At 73.2% G+C, this 17,715-nt stretch carries 18 protein-coding genes; 6 read left to right on the plus strand and 12 right to left on the minus strand.

Translation table 11 applies throughout. From position 1 onward, the window contains the following. Nucleotides 1-22: 22 nt before the first annotated feature. The 3 genes from IF17_RS0126545 to IF17_RS0126555 all read right to left on the minus strand — a co-directional run bounded on the left by IF17_RS0126545 (nt 23) and on the right by IF17_RS0126555 (nt 2,713). Nucleotides 23-1,270 (minus strand): serine/threonine-protein kinase, encoded by a 1,248-nt coding sequence (locus tag IF17_RS0126545; RefSeq protein ID WP_078616039.1) that lies wholly within the window; start codon nt 1,268-1,270, stop codon nt 23-25. Between the two features lie 173 nt (nt 1,271-1,443). Further along, nucleotides 1,444-2,160: an HAD family hydrolase gene (locus tag IF17_RS0126550; RefSeq protein WP_030570779.1), complete on the minus strand. Its 717-nt coding sequence runs from the start codon at nt 2,158-2,160 to the stop codon at nt 1,444-1,446. Nucleotides 2,161-2,227: 67 nt separating this feature from the next. Further along, the gene (locus IF17_RS0126555; protein WP_030570782.1) at nt 2,228-2,713 is read right to left on the minus strand and encodes an Lrp/AsnC family transcriptional regulator; all 486 of its coding nucleotides are present in this window, start codon (nt 2,711-2,713) and stop codon (nt 2,228-2,230) included. A gap of 217 nt (nt 2,714-2,930) precedes the next feature. On the opposite strand from IF17_RS0126555, the gene IF17_RS0126560 reads away from it, so the two are divergent. Together IF17_RS0126560 and IF17_RS0126565 are read left to right on the plus strand one after the other, a co-directional pair. Then, nucleotides 2,931-4,439: an FUSC family protein gene (locus IF17_RS0126560; RefSeq protein ID WP_030570786.1), complete on the plus strand. Its 1,509-nt coding sequence runs from the start codon at nt 2,931-2,933 to the stop codon at nt 4,437-4,439. A 103-nt stretch (nt 4,440-4,542) separates the two neighbouring features. Next, nucleotides 4,543-5,607, plus strand: a complete 1,065-nt coding sequence (locus IF17_RS0126565) for a lactonase family protein (protein WP_030570789.1) — start codon at nt 4,543-4,545, stop codon at nt 5,605-5,607. A gap of 122 nt (nt 5,608-5,729) precedes the next feature. Here the strand turns inward: IF17_RS0126565 and IF17_RS0126570 are convergent, their stop codons facing one another. The 4 genes from IF17_RS0126570 to IF17_RS0126585 all read right to left on the minus strand — a co-directional run bounded on the left by IF17_RS0126570 (nt 5,730) and on the right by IF17_RS0126585 (nt 9,752). Further along, the gene (locus IF17_RS0126570; RefSeq protein ID WP_078616041.1) at nt 5,730-6,653 is read right to left on the minus strand and encodes a sirohydrochlorin chelatase; all 924 of its coding nucleotides are present in this window, start codon (nt 6,651-6,653) and stop codon (nt 5,730-5,732) included. A gap of 62 nt (nt 6,654-6,715) precedes the next feature. Continuing rightward, nucleotides 6,716-7,921, minus strand: a complete 1,206-nt coding sequence (locus IF17_RS0126575) for an N-acetylglucosamine kinase (protein WP_030570795.1) — start codon at nt 7,919-7,921, stop codon at nt 6,716-6,718. Then, nucleotides 7,918-8,595 (minus strand): uracil-DNA glycosylase, encoded by a 678-nt coding sequence (locus IF17_RS0126580; RefSeq protein WP_030570798.1) that lies wholly within the window; start codon nt 8,593-8,595, stop codon nt 7,918-7,920. Before IF17_RS0126580 ends, IF17_RS0126575 begins: the two co-directional genes overlap by 4 nt. 71 nt (nt 8,596-8,666) lie before the next feature. Next, nucleotides 8,667-9,752: a WD40/YVTN/BNR-like repeat-containing protein gene (locus tag IF17_RS0126585; RefSeq protein ID WP_030570801.1), complete on the minus strand. Its 1,086-nt coding sequence runs from the start codon at nt 9,750-9,752 to the stop codon at nt 8,667-8,669. A 221-nt stretch (nt 9,753-9,973) separates the two neighbouring features. Here IF17_RS0126585 and IF17_RS0126595 point away from each other — a divergent pair, with 221 nt between their 5' ends. Beyond that, the gene (locus IF17_RS0126595) at nt 9,974-10,690 is read left to right on the plus strand and encodes a cupin domain-containing protein (RefSeq protein WP_030570804.1); all 717 of its coding nucleotides are present in this window, start codon (nt 9,974-9,976) and stop codon (nt 10,688-10,690) included. Here IF17_RS0126595 and IF17_RS0126600 read toward each other — a convergent pair. Then, on the minus strand, nt 10,678-11,208 hold the full coding sequence (locus IF17_RS0126600; protein ID WP_032772620.1) for a GNAT family N-acetyltransferase: 531 nt from the start codon (nt 11,206-11,208) through the stop codon (nt 10,678-10,680). The genes IF17_RS0126595 and IF17_RS0126600 overlap by 13 nt on opposite strands. 167 nt (nt 11,209-11,375) lie before the next feature. Here IF17_RS0126600 and IF17_RS0126605 point away from each other — a divergent pair, with 167 nt between their 5' ends. Together IF17_RS0126605 and IF17_RS0126610 are read left to right on the plus strand one after the other, a co-directional pair. Further along, nucleotides 11,376-11,780, plus strand: coding sequence for a hypothetical protein (locus IF17_RS0126605; RefSeq protein WP_030570810.1), 405 nt, complete (start codon nt 11,376-11,378; stop codon nt 11,778-11,780). Nucleotides 11,781-11,884: 104 nt separating this feature from the next. Then, the gene (locus IF17_RS0126610; protein ID WP_030570813.1) at nt 11,885-12,613 is read left to right on the plus strand and encodes a class I SAM-dependent methyltransferase; all 729 of its coding nucleotides are present in this window, start codon (nt 11,885-11,887) and stop codon (nt 12,611-12,613) included. A 24-nt stretch (nt 12,614-12,637) separates the two neighbouring features. Here the strand turns inward: IF17_RS0126610 and IF17_RS0126615 are convergent, their stop codons facing one another. After that, entirely contained in the window at nt 12,638-14,005 is a 1,368-nt protein-coding gene (locus tag IF17_RS0126615; protein ID WP_030570815.1) for an FAD-dependent oxidoreductase, read from the minus strand. 140 nt (nt 14,006-14,145) lie between these two features. Beyond that, nucleotides 14,146-14,832, minus strand: a complete 687-nt coding sequence (locus IF17_RS0126620) for a DUF305 domain-containing protein (RefSeq protein ID WP_030570817.1) — start codon at nt 14,830-14,832, stop codon at nt 14,146-14,148. 160 nt (nt 14,833-14,992) lie between these two features. Here IF17_RS0126620 and IF17_RS0126625 point away from each other — a divergent pair, with 160 nt between their 5' ends. Continuing rightward, on the plus strand, nt 14,993-16,486 hold the full coding sequence (locus IF17_RS0126625) for an LVIVD repeat-containing protein (protein ID WP_030570820.1): 1,494 nt from the start codon (nt 14,993-14,995) through the stop codon (nt 16,484-16,486). A 247-nt stretch (nt 16,487-16,733) separates the two neighbouring features. On the opposite strand, the gene IF17_RS1000000138710 is transcribed toward IF17_RS0126625, so the two are convergent. Continuing rightward, a complete protein-coding gene (locus tag IF17_RS1000000138710; protein ID WP_026242188.1) occupies nt 16,734-16,913 on the minus strand; it encodes a hypothetical protein in 180 nt (59 codons plus the stop codon). A 90-nt stretch (nt 16,914-17,003) separates the two neighbouring features. Beyond that, the gene (locus IF17_RS0126635) at nt 17,004-17,699 is read right to left on the minus strand and encodes a phosphatase PAP2 family protein (protein WP_030570823.1); all 696 of its coding nucleotides are present in this window, start codon (nt 17,697-17,699) and stop codon (nt 17,004-17,006) included. Nucleotides 17,700-17,715: the final 16 nt, after the last annotated feature.

Consider the following 17,715-nt stretch of genomic DNA (forward strand, 5'->3'; position numbering starts at 1 on the left):
CCGGTGGTCAGGCGAGCGGGACTCAGTCGTCCTGCTCGTCGTCCTCTTCCTGATTCTGCTGCTGCTGCTGCCCCTGCCCCTGCTGCTGCCCCTGTTCTCCCGGCTGCTCCCCGCCGTCCTGGACCTCCTGCGAGGCCGGGCCGGAGGAGGGTCCGGGGGCCGGGGTGTCGGCCGAGCTGGAGTCCGGCGAGAACAGGATCATCCCCAGATAGACGGCCGCCAGGAACGTCGCCGTCCCCGCGATGGCGCTCGCCACCCTCGGACGCCGGCGAATCGCCTCCCGCGTACTGCGGCGGCGGGCCGGGGCCGACCGGGACGTGGTGGAGCGTCTTCGCCCCGTGGGCTGCGGCAGCCGGTACGTCGCAGGGCCCGCGGGGGCGGCCGGGGCCGACGGCGAAGGGGCGGGGGAGGGGGCGGCCCGGCGCGACGCGGGCTTCGGCATCGGGAGCGGCTCCGGACGGCCGCGCCAGGCGTCGGTACGGAACCAGTCGGAGACCTGCTGCGCCGTGGGCCGCTCCTCGGGCTTCTTGGCCAGCAGGCCCAGGAGGTACGAGTCGAACGCGGCCGAGATGTCCACACCGCGCTGCCGCAGCGGGACCGGCGGGGTGTCGACATGCTGGTACAGCGTGGCGGTCGCGGTGTCGGACTTGAACGGCGGCTGCCCGAGCAGCAGTTGGTAGACGACGCAACCCAGCGAGTACATGTCGGACGCGGAGTCCGCCGTACGTCCCAGAGCCCGCTCGGGCGCCAGATACAGGCTGGTGCCCACGATGTGGCCGGCCGTCGTCAGCGCTGTCGAGGGGTCGTCGACGAACTGGGCGATGCCGAAGTCGCCGATCTTCACCGAACCGTCCGCGTCCAGCATCAGGTTGCCCGGCTTGATGTCCCGGTGGACGATGCCCTGGCGGTGCGCGGCGGCGAGACCGGCGGCCGCCTCCCCGGCGATCCGCGCGACCTGCTCGGGATGGACGCGCTCCTGGGCGGCGAGCAGATCACCGAGGCTCTGCCCCTCGACCAGCTCCATCACCAGGAAGAAGCGGTCCTCCCAGGCCCCGAAGTCGAATACGGCCACCAGGTGCGGGTGGCTCAGCCGGGCGGCGGTCTGGGCCTCCAGCCGGAACCGGGCGGTCGACGAGGCGTCCGCCTGGTCCCCCAGCAGCAGCTTCACGGCCACGGCACGGCCCAGCACCTCGTCCGCGGCGCGCCACACCTCGCCCATACCGCCACGGCCGATGGGGGATATCAACCGGTACCGACCAGCTACCAGCACCTGTTCACCTAACTCGAATCGTGGCCCGCTCCGACTGCCGGTCCACCGCGCGGCTGCCTGCCCCCTGAGGGACCCTGCACGGCGGAGTGAACGACATGATCAGGATATCGGTCCGCGGAGCCGCCGGTGTCCCGACGGCCCTCCGCCGAGGCGCGGCTGACGGCCCGGCACGTTCAGGAGCGGCCGCCCGGCCGGGCCTCGCCCCGCAGCCAGCCGTACGCGGCCTCCGCCCTGAAAGCCGACTGCCCGCCCGCGAACAGCAGATCGGCGGCCTTGAACGCCGGGTCGGAGGCGGTCGCGGGCACATACGGGACGGCGATGCACCGCATCCCCGCCGCGTGCGCGGCCGCGGCCCCCGGCGGCGCGTCCTCCAACACCACACAGTCGGCCGGTTCCGCCCCCATCCGCCGGGCCGTCTCCAGGAACACGTCGGGCTCCGGCTTCCCGTGCGCGACCTCCTCGGCGGAGACGTACAGCGGGATGTACGCCTCCAGCCCCGTGACCGCGAGCACCGCCCCGATCGCGGCCCTGGAGGAACCGGAGGCCACCGCCATCGGCACCCCGGCGGCGTGCAGGAGCTCCACGAAGGCCCGCATCTGCCCGAACACCTCGGTGGACGCCCCCGCCAGCTCCAGGTAGAGCGCGTTCTTCCCGGCGAGCAGCTCGTCGACCGGGGCGTCGATCCCGTACTCGGCCCGCAGGGCGGTCAGGGTCTCCCGGGTGCCGATCCCGATGAAACGGGTGTGGTCCTCCCAGCTGAAGTCGCTCACCCCGTACCGGGCGAGGAGCCGGCGCCCCGCCTCGTAGTAGTTCGGTTCGCTGTCCACCAGCGTGCCGTCGAGGTCGAAGATCACATGGAGGCCGGGTCGCGGAATCATGGCCTCCAGCATGCCGCAACGAACCCGGCCTTCAGCCTGCCGCAACGGACCCGCCGCGGGCGCGGGCGCCCGGGCCGCCTCAGCCGGTCTGGCCGGCCGCCACCCGCCCCACGGACTCGACCAGCGGCAGCACCCGGTGCGCCACCCGCTCGCGCAGCGCCACGTCCGTCCGGGTCCTGACCACGCCCGGCAGCTGGATCAGCCGCTGGATCACGTCCTCCAGATGCCCGTTGTCCCGGGCCACGACCCGGGTCAGCAGATCCCCGCCTCCCGTGGTCGAGAACGCCTCGATGATCTCGGGAACGGCCGCCAGCGCGTCACCCACCTCGACCAGGTGCCCCTGGGTGACCTCCAGGTGGACGAAGGCGAGGACGGGGTGGCCGAGGGCGGCGGGGGAGAGGGCCGGCCCGGTACCGGTGATGACCCCGTCCCGCTCCAGCCGGTCCAGCCGGGCCTGGAGGGTGCCACGGGCCACCCCGAGGATGCGCGCGTACTCCCGCACGCTGGTACGCGGCTGCTCGATCAGCAGGCGCAGGATCCGGGTGTCGAGAGCGTCCACGGCCATGATCCGCCGGCCTCCTTCTGGTGCGGTGGTCCGTTGGCCTCCTCCTGGCCCACAGATCCCGTGAAGAACTATGCCATTGGTCCAGGAGATTCGCTCTCGTTTGATCCGTAGGCCTCCAGGATGCTCTGATGGTCCTGTCGATGGCGCCGCGGACTTCCGTGGCGCCTTTTTCATGCCGAGCGCGCGGGGCCCACGGGAGACGCGGAAGGGGAGCAGTGTGCTGAAGAGGGTGTTCGTGGCACCGGACCCGGGGAGGGTGCGGCTGCGGTTCGCGAGCCGGGCCGTCATCGGGATCGGGGTCGCGGTCGCGCTGTGCGGGCTCGTCGGGCACTCGCTCGTCGCCGCCATCACCGGCGGTCTCGCGGCGCTGCTGGCCCTCTTCACGGTCACGGACGCCACGGTGCGGCAGCAGGCCGTCACGACCGCGCTGCTTCCCGTCGCCGGGCTCCCGGTCCTCGCCGTCGCCGCCGTGCTGCACGCCCAGCCCGTCGCCCGCGACCTGGTCTTCCTCGCCGTCATGGGAGCGGGCGTCTACGCCCGGCGCTGGGGGCCGCGCGGCCACGCGCTGGGCGTCTTCGCCTTCATGACCTTCTTCGCCGCCCAGTTCCTGCACACGGTGCCGGGGCAGCTGCCCGAGCTGTACGCCGCCGTCCTGCTGTCCCTCGCCGTCTCCTCCACCGTCCGCTTCGGCTTCTGGTGCTACGAGCGACGGCTGCCCGCCGTGGCCGTGCCCGCCCCTCCGGAGGGCCGCGGACTGGCCCGCATCACCACCCGGCAGGCGGTCCAGGCCACCCTGGGCGGCGCCTTCGCGCTGGGCCTCGGGCAGGTGCTCTCCGACCAGCGCTGGTACTGGGCGGTCGGCGCCACCTGGTGGGTCTTCGTCAACACCACCTCGCGCGGCGAGACCCTCGTACGCGGCTTCCGCCGGGTCCTGGGGACCGTGATCGGTATCGCCGCCGGCTTCTTCGTCGCCATCCCGCTGGAGGGCGCCGGGGCGCCGACCGCCGCCATCGTCGCGGTCTGCGTCTTCGGGATCTTCTACACGGCGGCGGTCTCGTACAGCTGGATGATGTTCTTCGTGACCGTCATGGTCGGCGTGCTCTACGGGGTCCTGGGCGTCCTGGACGCCTCCCTGCTCTGGCTGCGGGTCGCGGAGACGGCCGTCGGCGCGCTCGGTGCGGTGCTCGCCGTGCTGGTGGTCCTGCCCGTCACGACCCACGCCATCACCGACGCGTGGATCCGCAAGGCCCTGCGGTGCGTCCACGCCTGCGCGGCCGAGGCCGCCGAGCGTCTCGCCGGCTCCCTGAGCGCCGACCCCGGTCCCCGGGTCGCCGAGCTGGAGGTGCTGCTCGGCCGGGTCCGGCTCTCGCTCGCGCCGCTGGTGCACCCCCTGAGCCCGCTGAAGGCCCGTAAGACGCGGGCGCGGCAGGTGCTCGCCCTGCTGGACGACTGCGTACGGGAGGTGCGCGGCCTGGCCTCCATCGCCGCGGACCCGGCCGCCTCGCACGACGCCCGGCTCTCGGCCGCCTGCTCCCGGGTGGAGGAGGCGGTGGAGGAGCTGCTGCGCCAGGAGAGCCGGGAGGAGCGGGGAGCCGTGCGCGCGGGCGTGCAGTCCGGCGCCGCCGTGGATCACCCCGCCCTGGCCCATCTGCACGGCCTGGAGCGGGCACTGGCCGACCTCGCCACTCCGCTGCACAGCCCGCCCCGGGCCCCGATCGCCGCCTGAGCCCACCCCTTTCCCGTCGCCCTCCGGATTGGTCCAGACCTGAGGCGGTGTGCCTGCTACCGTCGGCCGGAAGATCACGGCGACGGTGAAGTGGGGTAGTGCGATGGGCGGCAGCAGCACCGGGCGGGCATTCATGGGGTCGTTCACCTCGGCGGGCGGCCTCGGCGTCACCGTCGCGGAGGTGGACCGGAACACCGGAGCACTGACCGTGCTCGGGTCCTCGGACGCCCTGCCCGACCCCTCGTTCCTCGCGCTCGGACCGGGCGGAGAGGTCCTGTACGCCGTCGGCGAGAGCGCCCCGGGCTCGGCGGCCGCCTTCGACGTCAGCGGCGACGTACCGGCCCTCCTGGGCCCTGTACGGCCGGTCGACGCCGACGGCCCCACCCACCTCGCGCTCGCCGCGGGCCACCTGGTCACCGCCAACTACGGATCCGGCAGCGTCACCGCCCTGCCCGTGCTCGCCGACGGAACGCTCGGCGAGGTCTCCTCGGTCGTCCGGCACGAGGGCAGCGGCCCCGACAGCGAACGCCAGGAGGGCCCGCACGCCCACCAGGTGCTGCCCGACCCCTCCGGCCGCTGGGTGGTCGGCGTGGACCTCGGCACCGACTCCGTACGGGTCGGCGCCCTGGACCCCGCCACCGGCGCCCTGGAGCCGCACGGCGAGACGTCGCTGCGCCCGGGCACCGGACCGCGCCACCTGGCCTTCCACCCCTCGGGCCGCTACGCCTACGTCCTGAACGAGCTGGTGACGACCCTCACCGTCTGCCGCTGGGACGCCGAGGCGGGCCGTCTGGAGCCACTGGGGGAGGTTCCGGTACTGCCCGACTCCGAGCCCGCGGGCGACCCCGACGGCTCCGTACGGGCCTACCCGTCCGAGGTGGTCGTCGCGCACGACGGGCGCTTCCTGTGGACCGCCAACCGGGGCCACGACAGCATCTCGGTCCTGACCCTCGACGAGACCGGCGAGAAGGCCGCCCTGGTGGCCACCGTCGGCTGCGGCGGCCACTGGCCCCGCGACCTCACCCTCGACCCGAGCGGTCAGTGGCTGTACGCCGCGAACGAGCGCTCCGGGAACGTCAGCTGGTTCGCCGTGGACGCGGAGACGGGCGTCCCGCAGCACGCGGGCTCCGTCGAGGTCCCGGCGGTCTCCTGCGTCGTCCTCGGCTGACCCGGCGGCGTACAGACAGCCGGAAAGCCGGAAAGCCGCGGCCCGGACCGGTCGGACCTTCAGGGGTCCTCCGGTCCGGGCCGCGGCTTTCCGTGCGTCCGTGCCGCTTCCGTCGACCCGGGTCAGTGCGCCTGGGCGCCCTGCGGGGTCGCGGGCGTGATGCCCAGCGCCGTGGCGTACAGCGACAGCACGAGCTTGCCGATCGCCGGGTAGGCACCCAGCGGCTCGGCGGTCGCGCAGCCGGCCTCCTTGGCGGCGGCGTCCAGCAGGCCGGGGTCGACCTCCGGGCCCACCAGGTACGGCGCCAGCGCGAGCTGCGCCGAGCCGGAGCCCTGGAGCTGCTGCGCGATCGAGGCGACCGACCCCTCCACGTCCAGCGCGGCGGCCATCACCGGCACGGCGAGCCGGGCGGCCAGCAGCATGCCGGTGATCCCGGCGGCCTGCACGGCCTCCTCGCCGCCCACCGTGGCCAGCACGATGCCGTCGGCGGCGGTGGCGACCGTGAACAGCCTGGCGCGGTCGGCCCGCGCCAGCCCGGCCTCCGAGAGCCGGACGTGCAGGGCCTCGGCGAGCAGCGGATGCGGACCGAGCACGTCGGTCAGCTCCACCTGCGTACCGCTGTCCATCACGGCCTGCCGTATCCGCCGGATCAGCGCGCTGTCGGGACCCGCGAGCAGCGGGACCACGACGGCGGACGGACCGGCGGGCTCGGTGGCCTCGCGGCCGACGGCGACGGCCTGCTCGTAGCGCTGGACGCGCTCGGCGGCGGAGTGGGCGAGAACGGTGGCCAGAGTCGGGTACTCGGCATCGTCACCGTCGAGATAGCCGATCCGGGCGTTGAGGCCGGGCAGCTCGGAACGGGCGATGCTGATCACCTCTTCGGCCAGACTGCGCGTGGCCGAGGAGGGGGTACCGGGAACGGCGAGAACGAGCGCGGCAGCGCCCTCAGGTGCGACCACGGGCTCCGGGCGGCGGTGCCGTCCGGACTGGCGAGGTCGCGGCATTCGTACAGGCAGGCCGGAAGCGGGCCCAGTGGGGGTGCTCATGGCGCCGCATGCTACTGGTTTTGGATGCTCCTCTGTTCGGGGAGGGTCCGGTCGAGCGTTAACTATCCGCTTATGTCCGATGAGTGGCGTACCGGTGAAGTGTCCGTGTCTGTCGGGCTGTCCACCGCCCCGCTCACCGGCCCGTCCGCCGGTACGTCGTCGCTTTTCGGATCCCCGTTCCGTACCTCCGCCTCCACGCCTCCGGAAGGTCCTGAGGGTCCGTCCCCGGCCGGGACGAACAGCATCGTCGGGTGGTGCGGCAGCCGCAGATCGTCCAGGGCCAGAGCGCGCGCGATCCGGAGTGCGCCGGTCAGCGGATCGCCCGTCCCGGTGGTCACGCGGGCCTGCGGAACCAGCCGCGCCAGCTCCTCGCGCACCGGTCCGAGCAGAGGCTCGCCCATCCGGAACAGCCCGCCCGTCAGGGCCACTTCGCAGGCGCCGTCGGCCTCGGGGTCGGCCGTCGGACAGACGGCCGCCGCCGCTTCGGCGATATGCGCGGCCGCCTCCCGCAGAATGCCCGCCGCGACCTCGTCCGCTCCGGCGCACGCCGCCACCTCGGGGGCGAACGAGGCGAGCACGGCCGGGCGGTCGGAGCGCGGGTAGAGCAGCCCCGGCAGAGCCTCGGCGGGTCCGAACACGGCGTGCAGCCGGGCCAGCAGAGCCGGGGAGCCGCCGCGCCGCCCGTCGTGGGCGCGCATCGCCGCGTCGAGTCCCGCCCGGCCGATCCACGCACCGCCGCCGCTGTCACCCAGAAGATGACCCCAGCCGTCGGCCCGGTGCCACCCCGTGAGGTCCGTGCCGAGGGCGATCATGCCCGTGCCGCCCGCGACGACCGCCCCGGGGCGCTGTCCCACCGCGCCCGCGTAGGCCGTCACCGCGTCGGCTGCCAGCGCCATCCGACGTACGCCCAGCGCTTCCGCGAGCGCACCGGGCAGCTCCGCCCGCAACCGCCCGCCGAGCGTGGCCATTCCGGCGGCCCCGATCGCGAACGCGGCGACCTGCCCGGGGGAGACCTGCCCGGAGGAGTCGGCCGTGCCGCCGGCACTGGCCCGCCCCAGCAACTCCGCCGCCGCGGGCAGCAGTTGTTCCAGCAGATGGGCCGCGTCGATCCCCCCGGCCCCCGTCCGCACCGGCTCGGCGCAGACAGCCGTGAACAGCGGCCCGTCCGTGTCCACCCGGCCGAGCGCCACCCGCAGCCCCGACCCGCCGGAGTCGACCCCGAGGACATACGCCTCCGGGGTGGGTGCGGGGGACGGGGCGTCGGTCACGGCAGACGCCAGTCGACCGGCTGCGCCCCCTGGCGCTCCAGCAGTTCGTTGACCCGGCTGAACGGCCGCGAGCCGAAGAACCCGCGGTCGGCCGACATGGGCGAGGGGTGCGAGGACTCGATCGCGGGGAAGTCGCCCAGCTGCGGGCGGAGGTTACGGGCGTCCCGCCCCCACAGGACCGACACCAGCGGCGTGCCCCGGGCCACCAGCGCCTTGATCGCCTGCTCGGTCACCTCTTCCCAGCCCTTGCCCCGGTGCGCGGCGGGCCGCCGGGGCGCGGTGGTCAGCGCCCTGTTCAGCAGCAGCACCCCCTGCCGGGTCCACGGCGTGAGGTCGCCGTTGGACGGTCGCGGCAGGCCGAGGTCCGCGTGCAGCTCCCGGAAGATGTTCTCCAGGCTGCCCGGCAGCGGCCGGACATCGGGCGCCACGGCGAAGCTCAGCCCGATCGCGTGCCCCGGCGTCGGATACGGATCCTGGCCGACGACGAGGACCCGCACCTCCTCGAACGGCTGCTGGAACGCCCGCAGTACGTTGGCCCCGGAGGGCAGATACGTACGGCCCGCGGCGATCTCCGCGCGGAGGAAGTCGCCCATAGCGGCGATGCGTTCGGCGACGGGTTCGAGGGCGTCGGCCCACCCCGGCTCGATGATCTCTTTCAACGGTCGTGCTGCCACGCGCCGCACTCTACTGGTGATACGACCACTCCGATCAACTGCCGTCAGGCGGAGGCCCCCCGCCCCGCCGCTCAGCCGAGAGCCACCGCCCGGACGCAGAGCACGTCCGGCAGATGCGAGGCGAGCTGCTGCCAGCTGTCGCCGTCGTCCGCGCTCGCGTACAACTCGCCGTTGCGGTTGCCGAAGTAGATCCCGGCGGGATCCGCGTCGTCCGTGCAGAGCGCGTCGCGCAGCACCGTGCCGTAGTGCTCCCCGCCCGGCAGCCCCACCGTCAGCGGCTCCCAGGTGCGCCCCGCGTCGGTCGTCCGGAAGACCCGGCAGCGGTGCTCCGCCGGGACCCGGTCGGCGTCGGCGTTGATCGGGAAGACGTACGCCGTGTCGCCGCGGTGCGGGTGCGCCACGGCGGCGAACCCGAAGTCGGAGGGCAGGCCCGCGCCGATGTCGCTCCAGCTGTCGCCCGCGTCGTCGCTGCGGAAGACACCCCAGTGGTTCTGGAGGTAGAGCCGGTCCGGATCGGCCGCGTCCCGGGTGACCTTGTGGACGCACTGGCCGAACTCCGGGTCCGGATCCGGCAGGAAGACCGCCGAGACGCCCTTGTTCGCCGGCTCCCAGCTCTCTCCGCCGTCCTTCGTCCGGAACACGCCCGCCGTCGAGACCGCGACCGTCACCGCACGCGGGTCCCGGCGGTCGGTGAGGATGGTGTGCAGCCCCTCCCCGCCGCCGCCCGGCTCCCACTTGGAGCGCGTCGGGTGCTCCCAGAGCGGGCGGACCAGCTCGAAGGACTCGCCCCGGTCCTCGGAGCGGAACAGGGCGGCCGGCTCGGTGCCCGCGTAGACCACGTCCGGGGCCTCGGGGCCGGCCGGCTGCAACTGCCAGACCCGCTCCAGCGACGCCCCGGTGAACTCGGGGAACTTCACCGCCGGACGCTGCGGCTCGACCCAGCTCTCGCCCAGGTCGTCGGAGTGGAAGACGGACGGCCCCCAGTGCGCGCTGTCACCACCCGCCAGCAGCCGGGGCGTGGTCCCACGGGTGTCGATGGCCACCGAATAGATCGCCTGCGCGTTGAAGTGCGGCCCCTCGATCTTCCAGTTCCCCTCGCGCCTGCGGCCGATGAAGAGACCTTTGCGGGTGCCCACGGTGAGGAATACGTCGGTCATGGTGGAGACCTCCCGATCACGTCGTTGTACCGGATGTGAGCCAGTCTGCACCCGACCACTGACAGTGGCCCGTGGACGCTCCCGGCGCGCCCGGTGGCCGGCCCTCGTACGTACCTCGCGGCGACGGCTCCCTTGACCGCCGTCCGGCGGCGGACCTAGCGTTGGCGCAGCGTAGAAAGCGCTTGCAGTCCCCTGGCGAGCCCCGAGACCCTGGAGCACCCGTGGTGACCTTCGACGGACTGCCCGGCGCCGTCGCCGTCTCTCACCTGACCGTCTACGACTGGCCCGCCGCCGACGGCCTGCGCGGCGGCACCCCGCACCTGCACCTCACCTGCTCCGAGGGGTACGTGGTGATCGGCGGCACCGGCTCCGTACAGACCCTCACCGCCACCGGATTCCGGCAGACGCCCCTGGCGCCCGGGGCGCTCGTCTGGTTCACCCCGGGCACCATCCACCGGCTGGTCAACGAGGACGGGCTGCGCGTCGTCGTGCTCATGCAGAACAGCGGGCTGCCCGAGGCCGGCGACGCCGTCCTCACGCTTCCGCCCGCCCTCCTCGCCGGCCCGGACGTCTACGGCGCCGCCGTGGCGCTGCCCCCGGACGGTACGGAGGCCGAGCGGGAGCACGCGGCCCGCGCCCGGCGCGACCTCGCGGTGGAGGGGTTCCTCGCCCTGCGCGAGGCGGCGGACGCGGGCGACCCGGAGCCCCTCGCCGCGTTCCACCGCGCCGCCGCCGCGCTCGTCCGGCCCCGGGTGGGGGAGTGGCGCGCCCGCTGGGAGCAGGGTGCCGCCGTGGCCGCCGCCGCGACCGCCGCCCAGCTCGACGCGCTGGGGCGCGGCGCCGGGGACCATCTGGCGGAGGCACGGGTGCACGGGCAAAGGCCGGTGGAGCGGGGGCGGTTCGGGATGTGCGGCCGCCTGGACGTCTACCGGGTCTGAGCGGCGGCCGGCGCGGGGACCCGCGGGCAGGTCAGCAGCCGCGTGGTGCTGCCGTCGTCCTCCTGGATGTCCCTGACGTGGACGAAGCCGATCCGGCCCAGCACGGCCAGCGAGGCGGCGTTCTCGGCGGCCACGGTCGCGTGCACCTCCGCCAGTCCGAGGGTGTCGAACCCGTGCCCGACGAGAGCGAGCGCCAGCTCCGTACCGAGGCCACGGCCCCAGACTCCGGGGGCGAGCGCGTAGATGATCTCGTGCCCGCCGGAGGCTTCGGTCGGCTTGATCTCGGCGTGCCCCACGAGCTCGCCGCCGACCTTGACCGCCCAGACCTCGAAACGGTTCTCGGCGTAGACCTTGGTGAAGATCCGGCCGAAGAGCGCCCGGTCCTCGGCCTCCGTGGACGGCCCGTCGCCCATCCACCGGGAGACCGAGGCGTCCTGGAACAGGGCGACGAACTCCTCCTCGTCGGCGGGCGTGTACGGGGTGAGCAACAGGCGGTCGGTGCGTAGCAAAGGATTCACAGGGGGTGAAGCTACGGGCGGCCGGAGTCCCGGCACAACCGAATTCCGCTGGTCAGCGATGCGCGGCTCAGCTGAGATGCTGGAGCGGCACACACCACAGCGGCACACACCACAGCGGCACACACCACAGCGGCAGGCACCGCACGACCGGGCACGAGGAGCAGACGATGCGCAGCGGGATCATGGACGCCGACGGTCACGACGTGCCGGTGGCGGTGGCCCCGGGGGAGGCCGGACCCGATCCCCGTGTCTCCGTGACGCTGACGCCCCCGGCGGGCGAGCTGCGCTGGTCGTGCACCCCGGCCGCGGCCCGGGAGCTGGCGGCCGCGCTGGTCCGGGCGGCCGAGGAGACCGAGAACGCGTCCGACGAGGGGCCGGTCACGGTCCCGGCGGGCGAGCTGCGCCGCGGTGACGTACGGGACGGTGACCGTTCCATGACCGTGGACGGCGTACGGACCGACGGCTCCACGGCCCACGTCACCTGGAGGTCCGGCGCGGGCCGTACCTGGAACCAGAGTTACGACGTCAACACGGCGATCACCCTCAGGCGCCGGGTGCCCGGCGACCGCTGAAGCCTCCGCCCGCAGGTCCGGCCGCCGTCCGGCCCCCCCATCCTGCCGCCAGGAACAGCCACTTCGGTCTCCGGACCGCCCTCCGCCTCGCTAGGCTGGCCGTGATGTTCACCGACCAGGGACCCACCCTTCGCGAACTGGCCGTCCAGGCGCTCTCGTCGACCGAGCGCGGCTACGACCTCCTCGCCCCGAAGTTCGACCACACGCCCTACCGGACCCCGGACCGGGTCCTCGACAGCGTCACCCGGGCGCTGGAGCCGCTCGGCCCCTTCGGCACCGGCCTCGACGTCTGCTGCGGGACCGGCGCGGGCGTGGGCGTGCTGCGGCAGGTGTGCCGGGAGCGGGTCGCCGGGGTCGACTTCAGCGCGGGCATGCTCGCCGAGGCCCGCACGGCGCTCCCGCCGCTGGACGGTGGACCGGCGGTCGACTGGGTACGGGCCGACGCCCTCGCGCTCCCCTTCGCCCCGGCCTTCGATCTGGCCCTGAGCATCGGCGCGTTCGGCCATTTCCTCCCTGCGGACCGCTTCGGGCTCTTCGCCGAGGTGTACGGGTCGCTCCGGCCGGGCGGCCGCTTCGTCTTCCCGATCGGCGCCCCGCCCGCCGTGGGGTCGCGCGCCTACTGGTCGCTCCTCGGCTTCGACGCGGCGATGCGGGTGCGCAACGCCCTGTGGCGCCCGAAGTTCATCATGTACTACCGCACGTTCCGGCTCTCCGACGTGCTCGACGACCTGACCGACGCCGGATTCAGTGTGCGGCTGATGGCCCTGACCGACCTGGGGCAGCGCCCCGACGGCTCCCCGCGCGCCCGCCTGGTGGTGGCGACCCGGGAGTGACGCGGGCGACCCGGTGCCAGGCACTCACCCCTCCTCGCCCCGCGCCGCCGCCAGCAGCCCCTGCCAGTCGGGGATCTTCACCGGCCCCCGCCCCAGCGAACGCCCCAGGGCCGCCTCCGCGCGCTCGATCGACAGCCAGCCGTCCCACTCCACCGGCCGCAGCCCCCACGCCCGCAGCACGGCCAGCGGGTCCTCCGCGGCCGGCCGGCGGGCGAGCAGCGGCGCGTCCTCGATCAGCGAGGCGACGGTCTCCTTGGCGCAGGACCGGTTGGAACCGATCACCCCGGTCGGCCCCCGCTTGATCCACCCCGCCACGTATTCCCCGGGTGAGGGCACCCCGTCCCGCAGGACCCGCCCCGCCGCGTGCGGCACCGTCCCGCGCACCGGGTCGAAGGGCAGGCCGGGCAGCTCCACCCCGCGGTAGCCGACGGCCCGCAGCACGAGCTGGGCCTCGACGTCCTCGTACGCACCGGTGTCCTGGACGCCCCCGGCACCGTCCGGAGCCGTACGCGCGAACCGCACCCCCGCCACCCGCCCGCCGCGCTCCAGCAGCTCCACCGGCCGCAGGAAGAACCGCAGCCGGATCCGGCGTGCGGCATCGGCCGCCGCGGGCTCACCCCGCGCCGACCAGCCGCGCAGCACGTCCAGGTTCCGCCGCACGACCGCGGGCAGCGGCAGCCCCTCCTGGGCCGCGTACGCCGGGTCCATGGCCAGCTCCGCCGGGTCGACGACGACCCGCGCCCCGGGCAGCGCCCCCAGCTCCCGCAGCTCCTTGGTGGTGAACCGGGCCTGGGAGGGGCCGCGCCTCCCCGCGATGTGCACCTCGCGCACCCGGCTGCCGGCGAGCGCCCCGAGCGCGGCCCTCGGCACATCGGTGGCGCGCAGTTCGTCCGCGCCGCGCGCCAGGATCCGGGCCACGTCGACCGCCACGTTGCCGACCCCGATCACCACGGCCGAGCGGGCTTCCAGCGTGAAGCCGTCGGGGGCGATGTCCGGGTGGGCGCTGTACCAGGAGACGAACCGGGTGGCGGACCAGCTCCCCGGCAGATCCTCGCCCGGCACCGCCAGCGGGCGGTCGGCGGCGGCCCCGACGCAGTAGACGACCGCGTGGTACAGCTCCGCCAGACGGGCCGGGGGGACGCCGTCCGCCCCGCCGATCTGCACATGGCCGACGAAGGTGACCCGCTCGTCCTCCAGGACCGCCCGTAGGCTGTTCTGGAGCGACTTGATCTTCTCGTGGTCGGGGGCGACCCCGTACCGCACCAGGCCGTACGGGGTGGGCAGCCGGTCCAGGACGTGTACGCGGACCTCGGGCACGAGCGACCGGTTCAGCAGGGCCTGGGCGGTGTAGACCCCGCTGGGACCGGAACCGACGACGGCGACACGGAGCACGGCGCACCTCTTCCCGGAGGGTGCTTTCCAGCATCGCACCGACGGCCGGAACACGGGAGGTCCGCGGCCGGGTGACCCGGACCGCACCGAGCCGTACCGGACCGGACCGGACCGGACCGCTCCGGACCGCGGCGCGTCGCTCACGTCATCAGCGTGCGCATCCGGTTGATCTCCACCGTCTGCTGGGCGGCGACATCGCTCGCCATCTCTTCGACGAACACGTCATTCCCCTCGGAGAGCGCCTCCGTGGCCATGGTGATCGCCCCTTGGTGGTGGGTGATCATCAGCTCCAGGAAGAGCTGGTCGAAGGCCTTGCCCTTCGCCGCGCGCAACTCCTTCAGCTGCGCTTCGGTGGCCATACCGGGCATCCCGGCATGGTCGTGGGGCTGTTTGCGGTCCTCGCCACCGTTCCTTTTCAGCCAACCTTCCATGGCGCCGATCTCCGGTTTCTGGCCTGCGGATATGCGCTCGGCCAGCCGCTTCACGGCTGCGGCGGAGGCTCGTTCCGGGGCGAGTTCGGTCATCACGAGGGCCTGGGAGTGGTGCTTGATCATCATCTGTGCATAGCGGAAGTCGGCGGAGTTCGCGGTGTCCCTGCTCGCCTCCTTCGCCGCCTCCTCGGCAGTGAGCGTCCGGGCGGGCTCGCCCGGTCTGCCGGGGGCCACCACCCCCGGACCTGCGTCCTTGCCCGAGGCCGGCTTCGTGTCGCCGCCGTCGCCGTCGCAGCCGCCCAGGGTGAGAGCGGCGGCGATCACCGCTGCCGCGAGGACGGTTGCGCGCGGACGGGCGGACGGACGGTGGATCAACACGGGGACCTCCTGTGCCACATGGGTGTGATGCAGACCGTTCCTAGCACGCTTCCGCGGGCCCGAAGATCAAAAACTTCATTACGTCTCTGTTGCCATCTGTTGATGTGTACATGGGAGGGACGATACTGCCGGGGTCCGTGAACCGTTCGAACCCCGAACGGATACAAGGGAGGACGCAGTGATCTCGTTGCACACCACCCGCGTGCGGCGCAGACGTCTGGGCGTGGCAGCAGCCGCGGCCGGGCTCTTCGCCGCGCTGCTGACGGCCGCACCCGCAGCGGCGACGCCCGACCCGGGCGACGCCCCGGTCGGCCGCGGCTCCGTGACCACCAGTCAGCAGGCCGAGGCCCGCGCCGCCATCCGCGGCGGTGACATACCCGGCGTGGACGAGATCGTCCACAGCTCGAACATCAAGCACCTGACGAGCGTCCCGAAGGGCGCCCTGAAGGGCACCAACACCGACCTCGCGTTCCAGGGCAAGTACGCCTACGTCGGCAACTACGACGGCTTCGTCATCTACGACATCAGCAACCCGAAGAAGCCGAAGACGGTCTCCGAGGTCCTCTGCCCGGGCGCGCAGAACGACATCTCGGTCTCCGGGAACCTGCTGTTCCTGTCCACCGACTCCTCGCGCAGCGACGACTCCTGCTCCAGCACCACCCAGCCCGCCACGGAGAAGTCCTCCTGGGAGGGCATGAAGATCTTCGACATCAGCAACAAGCGCAACCCCCGGTACATCGCGGCTGTCGAGACCGCCTGCGGCTCGCACACCCACACCCTCGTGCCGGACGGCAAGAAGAACATCTACATCTACGTCTCCTCGTACTCGCCGAACGAGACGTTCCCCGACTGCCAGCCGCCGCACGACGGCATCTCCATCATCAAGGTTCCGGTCAAGAAGCCGCAGAAGGCCAAGATCGTGGACTTCCCGGTGCTTTTCCCGGACGGCGGCAACCCGGGAGCGCCCACGAACCCGGGCGTCTTCAAGACGTCGGGCTGCCACGACATCACGGTCCTGCCCTCCCAGGACCTGGCCGCCGGTGCCTGCATGGGTGACGGCATCCTGTTGTCCATCAAGGACCCGGCGCGCCCGAAGGTCATCGACCGGGTCCAGGACAACGTGAACTTCGCGTTCTGGCACTCGGCCACCTTCAACCAGGGCGCGAACAAGGTCGTCTTCACCGACGAGCTCGGCGGCGGCGGCGCGGCGACCTGCAACGAGGAGATCGGCCCCAAGCGGGGTGCCGACGGCATCTACGACATCGTGGGCAAGGGCGACCAGCGCAAGCTGGTCTTCCGCAGCTACTTCAAGATCGACCGCCACCAGGCCGACGTCGAGGTCTGCGTCGCCCACAACGGCTCGATCATCCCGGTGAAGGGCAAGGACCTGATGGTCCAGGCCTGGTACCAGGGCGGCATCTCCGTCTGGGACTTCACCGACTCGGCCAAGCCGAAGGAGATCGCCTTCTTCGAGCGCGGCCCGGTGACGCTCGACCAGGTCACCACGGCAGGCCCCTGGTCGGCGTACTACTACAACGGCCACATCTACTCCAGCGACATCGCCAAGGGCTTCGACGTGCTGAAGCTGACGGACAAGCGCACCGACCCGGCGGCCAAGGTCAAGCTGGACGAGCTCAACGTGCAGACGCAGCCGGACTACTTCGCCCGCTGACCCGTCGGCAGGAGGAGTCCTCCGGTTCGTCCCGCACTCACAGCGCCGGCGTGCGCCGGGCGGTTCTTCCCGCCCGGCGCACGCCGGCCCCGCGCGTGGATGGGATGCGCGGGGCCGCGGGCGCCGCAGATTATTCATTGACCGATGAGCCGGGCCGGGACATGCTGTATGCCGCGCCTGGATCCGGCGACGCGGGGGATCGCCGGAGTCAGGTGTGTTTCCCGGGGGAGCGGCTCCGGTCCCGGGCTCAGACGGCGGTACGGGCGTTGCCGCCGGTCGCGGCGGCCCACTCCACGAGCAGACGCTGGTACTCCGCCTCGTCCTGCGGGGACAGGTAGCCGCCCGAGCGCTGCCACAGGCCGCGGATGTCCGCGTTGACCTCTGTGGCGGAGCGCGTGGAAACGGACGACGACGACATCGGGGACATGCATACAAGGCTACGGCCCCGATCCGATGATCCGACCCCATGCGGGACGGGATATCCCTCACACGACGGGGGTTCGGGGCGGGATTTCGGTCACACTCCGGGCTCCGGCGCCCTGCGGGACACGCTCCGGGCGTATCCGGCGACGGTGAACGCCACCACCGCCACCCCCAGCAGCGTCCCGCCCACCACATCGGTCAGCCAGTGCACCCCCAGGTACACCCGGGTCACCGCCACCCCGATCACCGAGACCACCGCCACGGCCACCGCACCGGCCCACAGCGCCGGCCCCGCTCCGTACAGCCGCAGCAGCCACAGGAGCAGCCCGCAGCTCACCACCGCCGTCATGGCGTGCCCGGAGGGGAAGGCCGAGAAGTGGGCCGAGTCCACCGGGTCCGGCCAGCGGGGGCGCTCGCGGTCCACGGCGGCCTTCACCCCCTGCGAGAGGAGGGAGCCGAGCAGGCTGGCGGCGGCCACCCACAGGGCGAGCAGCCGCGCGCCGCGCCACCACAGGGCCACCACGGCCACCGCGACCAGCGCACGCATCGTCCACGGGTCCCAGAACCAGTCCGTCAGCACCCGGTTGGCGTGGACCAGTCCCGGCTCGGCCACCGCGTGCCGGTGCAGGGAATCGGCGACCGTACGGTCCAGGGACATCAGGGGCGACCACTGCGCCGCGACCAGGGCGAGGAGCACCACGAACAGCGTGAGAACCGCGGTGCCCGCTGCCAGGGCGGCCGCGGGGCGGGGGAAGCGGTCGTCCGTCCTGGTGATGTGAGGGGAGTGCATGGGGTGATCCTCGCGG

Origin of the sequence: Streptomyces cyaneofuscatus (genome assembly GCF_000718135.1) — a bacterium.
GTDB lineage: Bacteria > Actinomycetota > Actinomycetes > Streptomycetales > Streptomycetaceae > Streptomyces > Streptomyces cyaneofuscatus.

Excerpts from the sequence above, each read along its gene's own strand:
- IF17_RS0126610 (WP_030570813.1), top strand. The coding sequence starts at position 11,885 with ATGTTCACCGACCAGGGACCCACCCTTCGCGAACTGGCCGTCCAGGCG.
- IF17_RS1000000138710 (WP_026242188.1), bottom strand. The coding sequence starts at position 16,913 with ATGTCCCCGATGTCGTCGTCGTCCGTTTCCACGCGCTCCGCCACAGAG.
- IF17_RS0126635 (WP_030570823.1), bottom strand. The coding sequence starts at position 17,699 with ATGCACTCCCCTCACATCACCAGGACGGACGACCGCTTCCCCCGCCCC.
- IF17_RS0126565 (WP_030570789.1), top strand. The coding sequence starts at position 4,543 with ATGGGCGGCAGCAGCACCGGGCGGGCATTCATGGGGTCGTTCACCTCG.
- IF17_RS0126570 (WP_078616041.1), bottom strand. The coding sequence starts at position 6,653 with ATGAGCACCCCCACTGGGCCCGCTTCCGGCCTGCCTGTACGAATGCCG.
- IF17_RS0126585 (WP_030570801.1), bottom strand. The coding sequence starts at position 9,752 with ATGACCGACGTATTCCTCACCGTGGGCACCCGCAAAGGTCTCTTCATC.
- IF17_RS0126555 (WP_030570782.1), bottom strand. The coding sequence starts at position 2,713 with ATGGCCGTGGACGCTCTCGACACCCGGATCCTGCGCCTGCTGATCGAG.
- IF17_RS0126605 (WP_030570810.1), top strand. The coding sequence starts at position 11,376 with ATGCGCAGCGGGATCATGGACGCCGACGGTCACGACGTGCCGGTGGCG.
- IF17_RS0126550 (WP_030570779.1), bottom strand. The coding sequence starts at position 2,160 with ATGCTGGAGGCCATGATTCCGCGACCCGGCCTCCATGTGATCTTCGAC.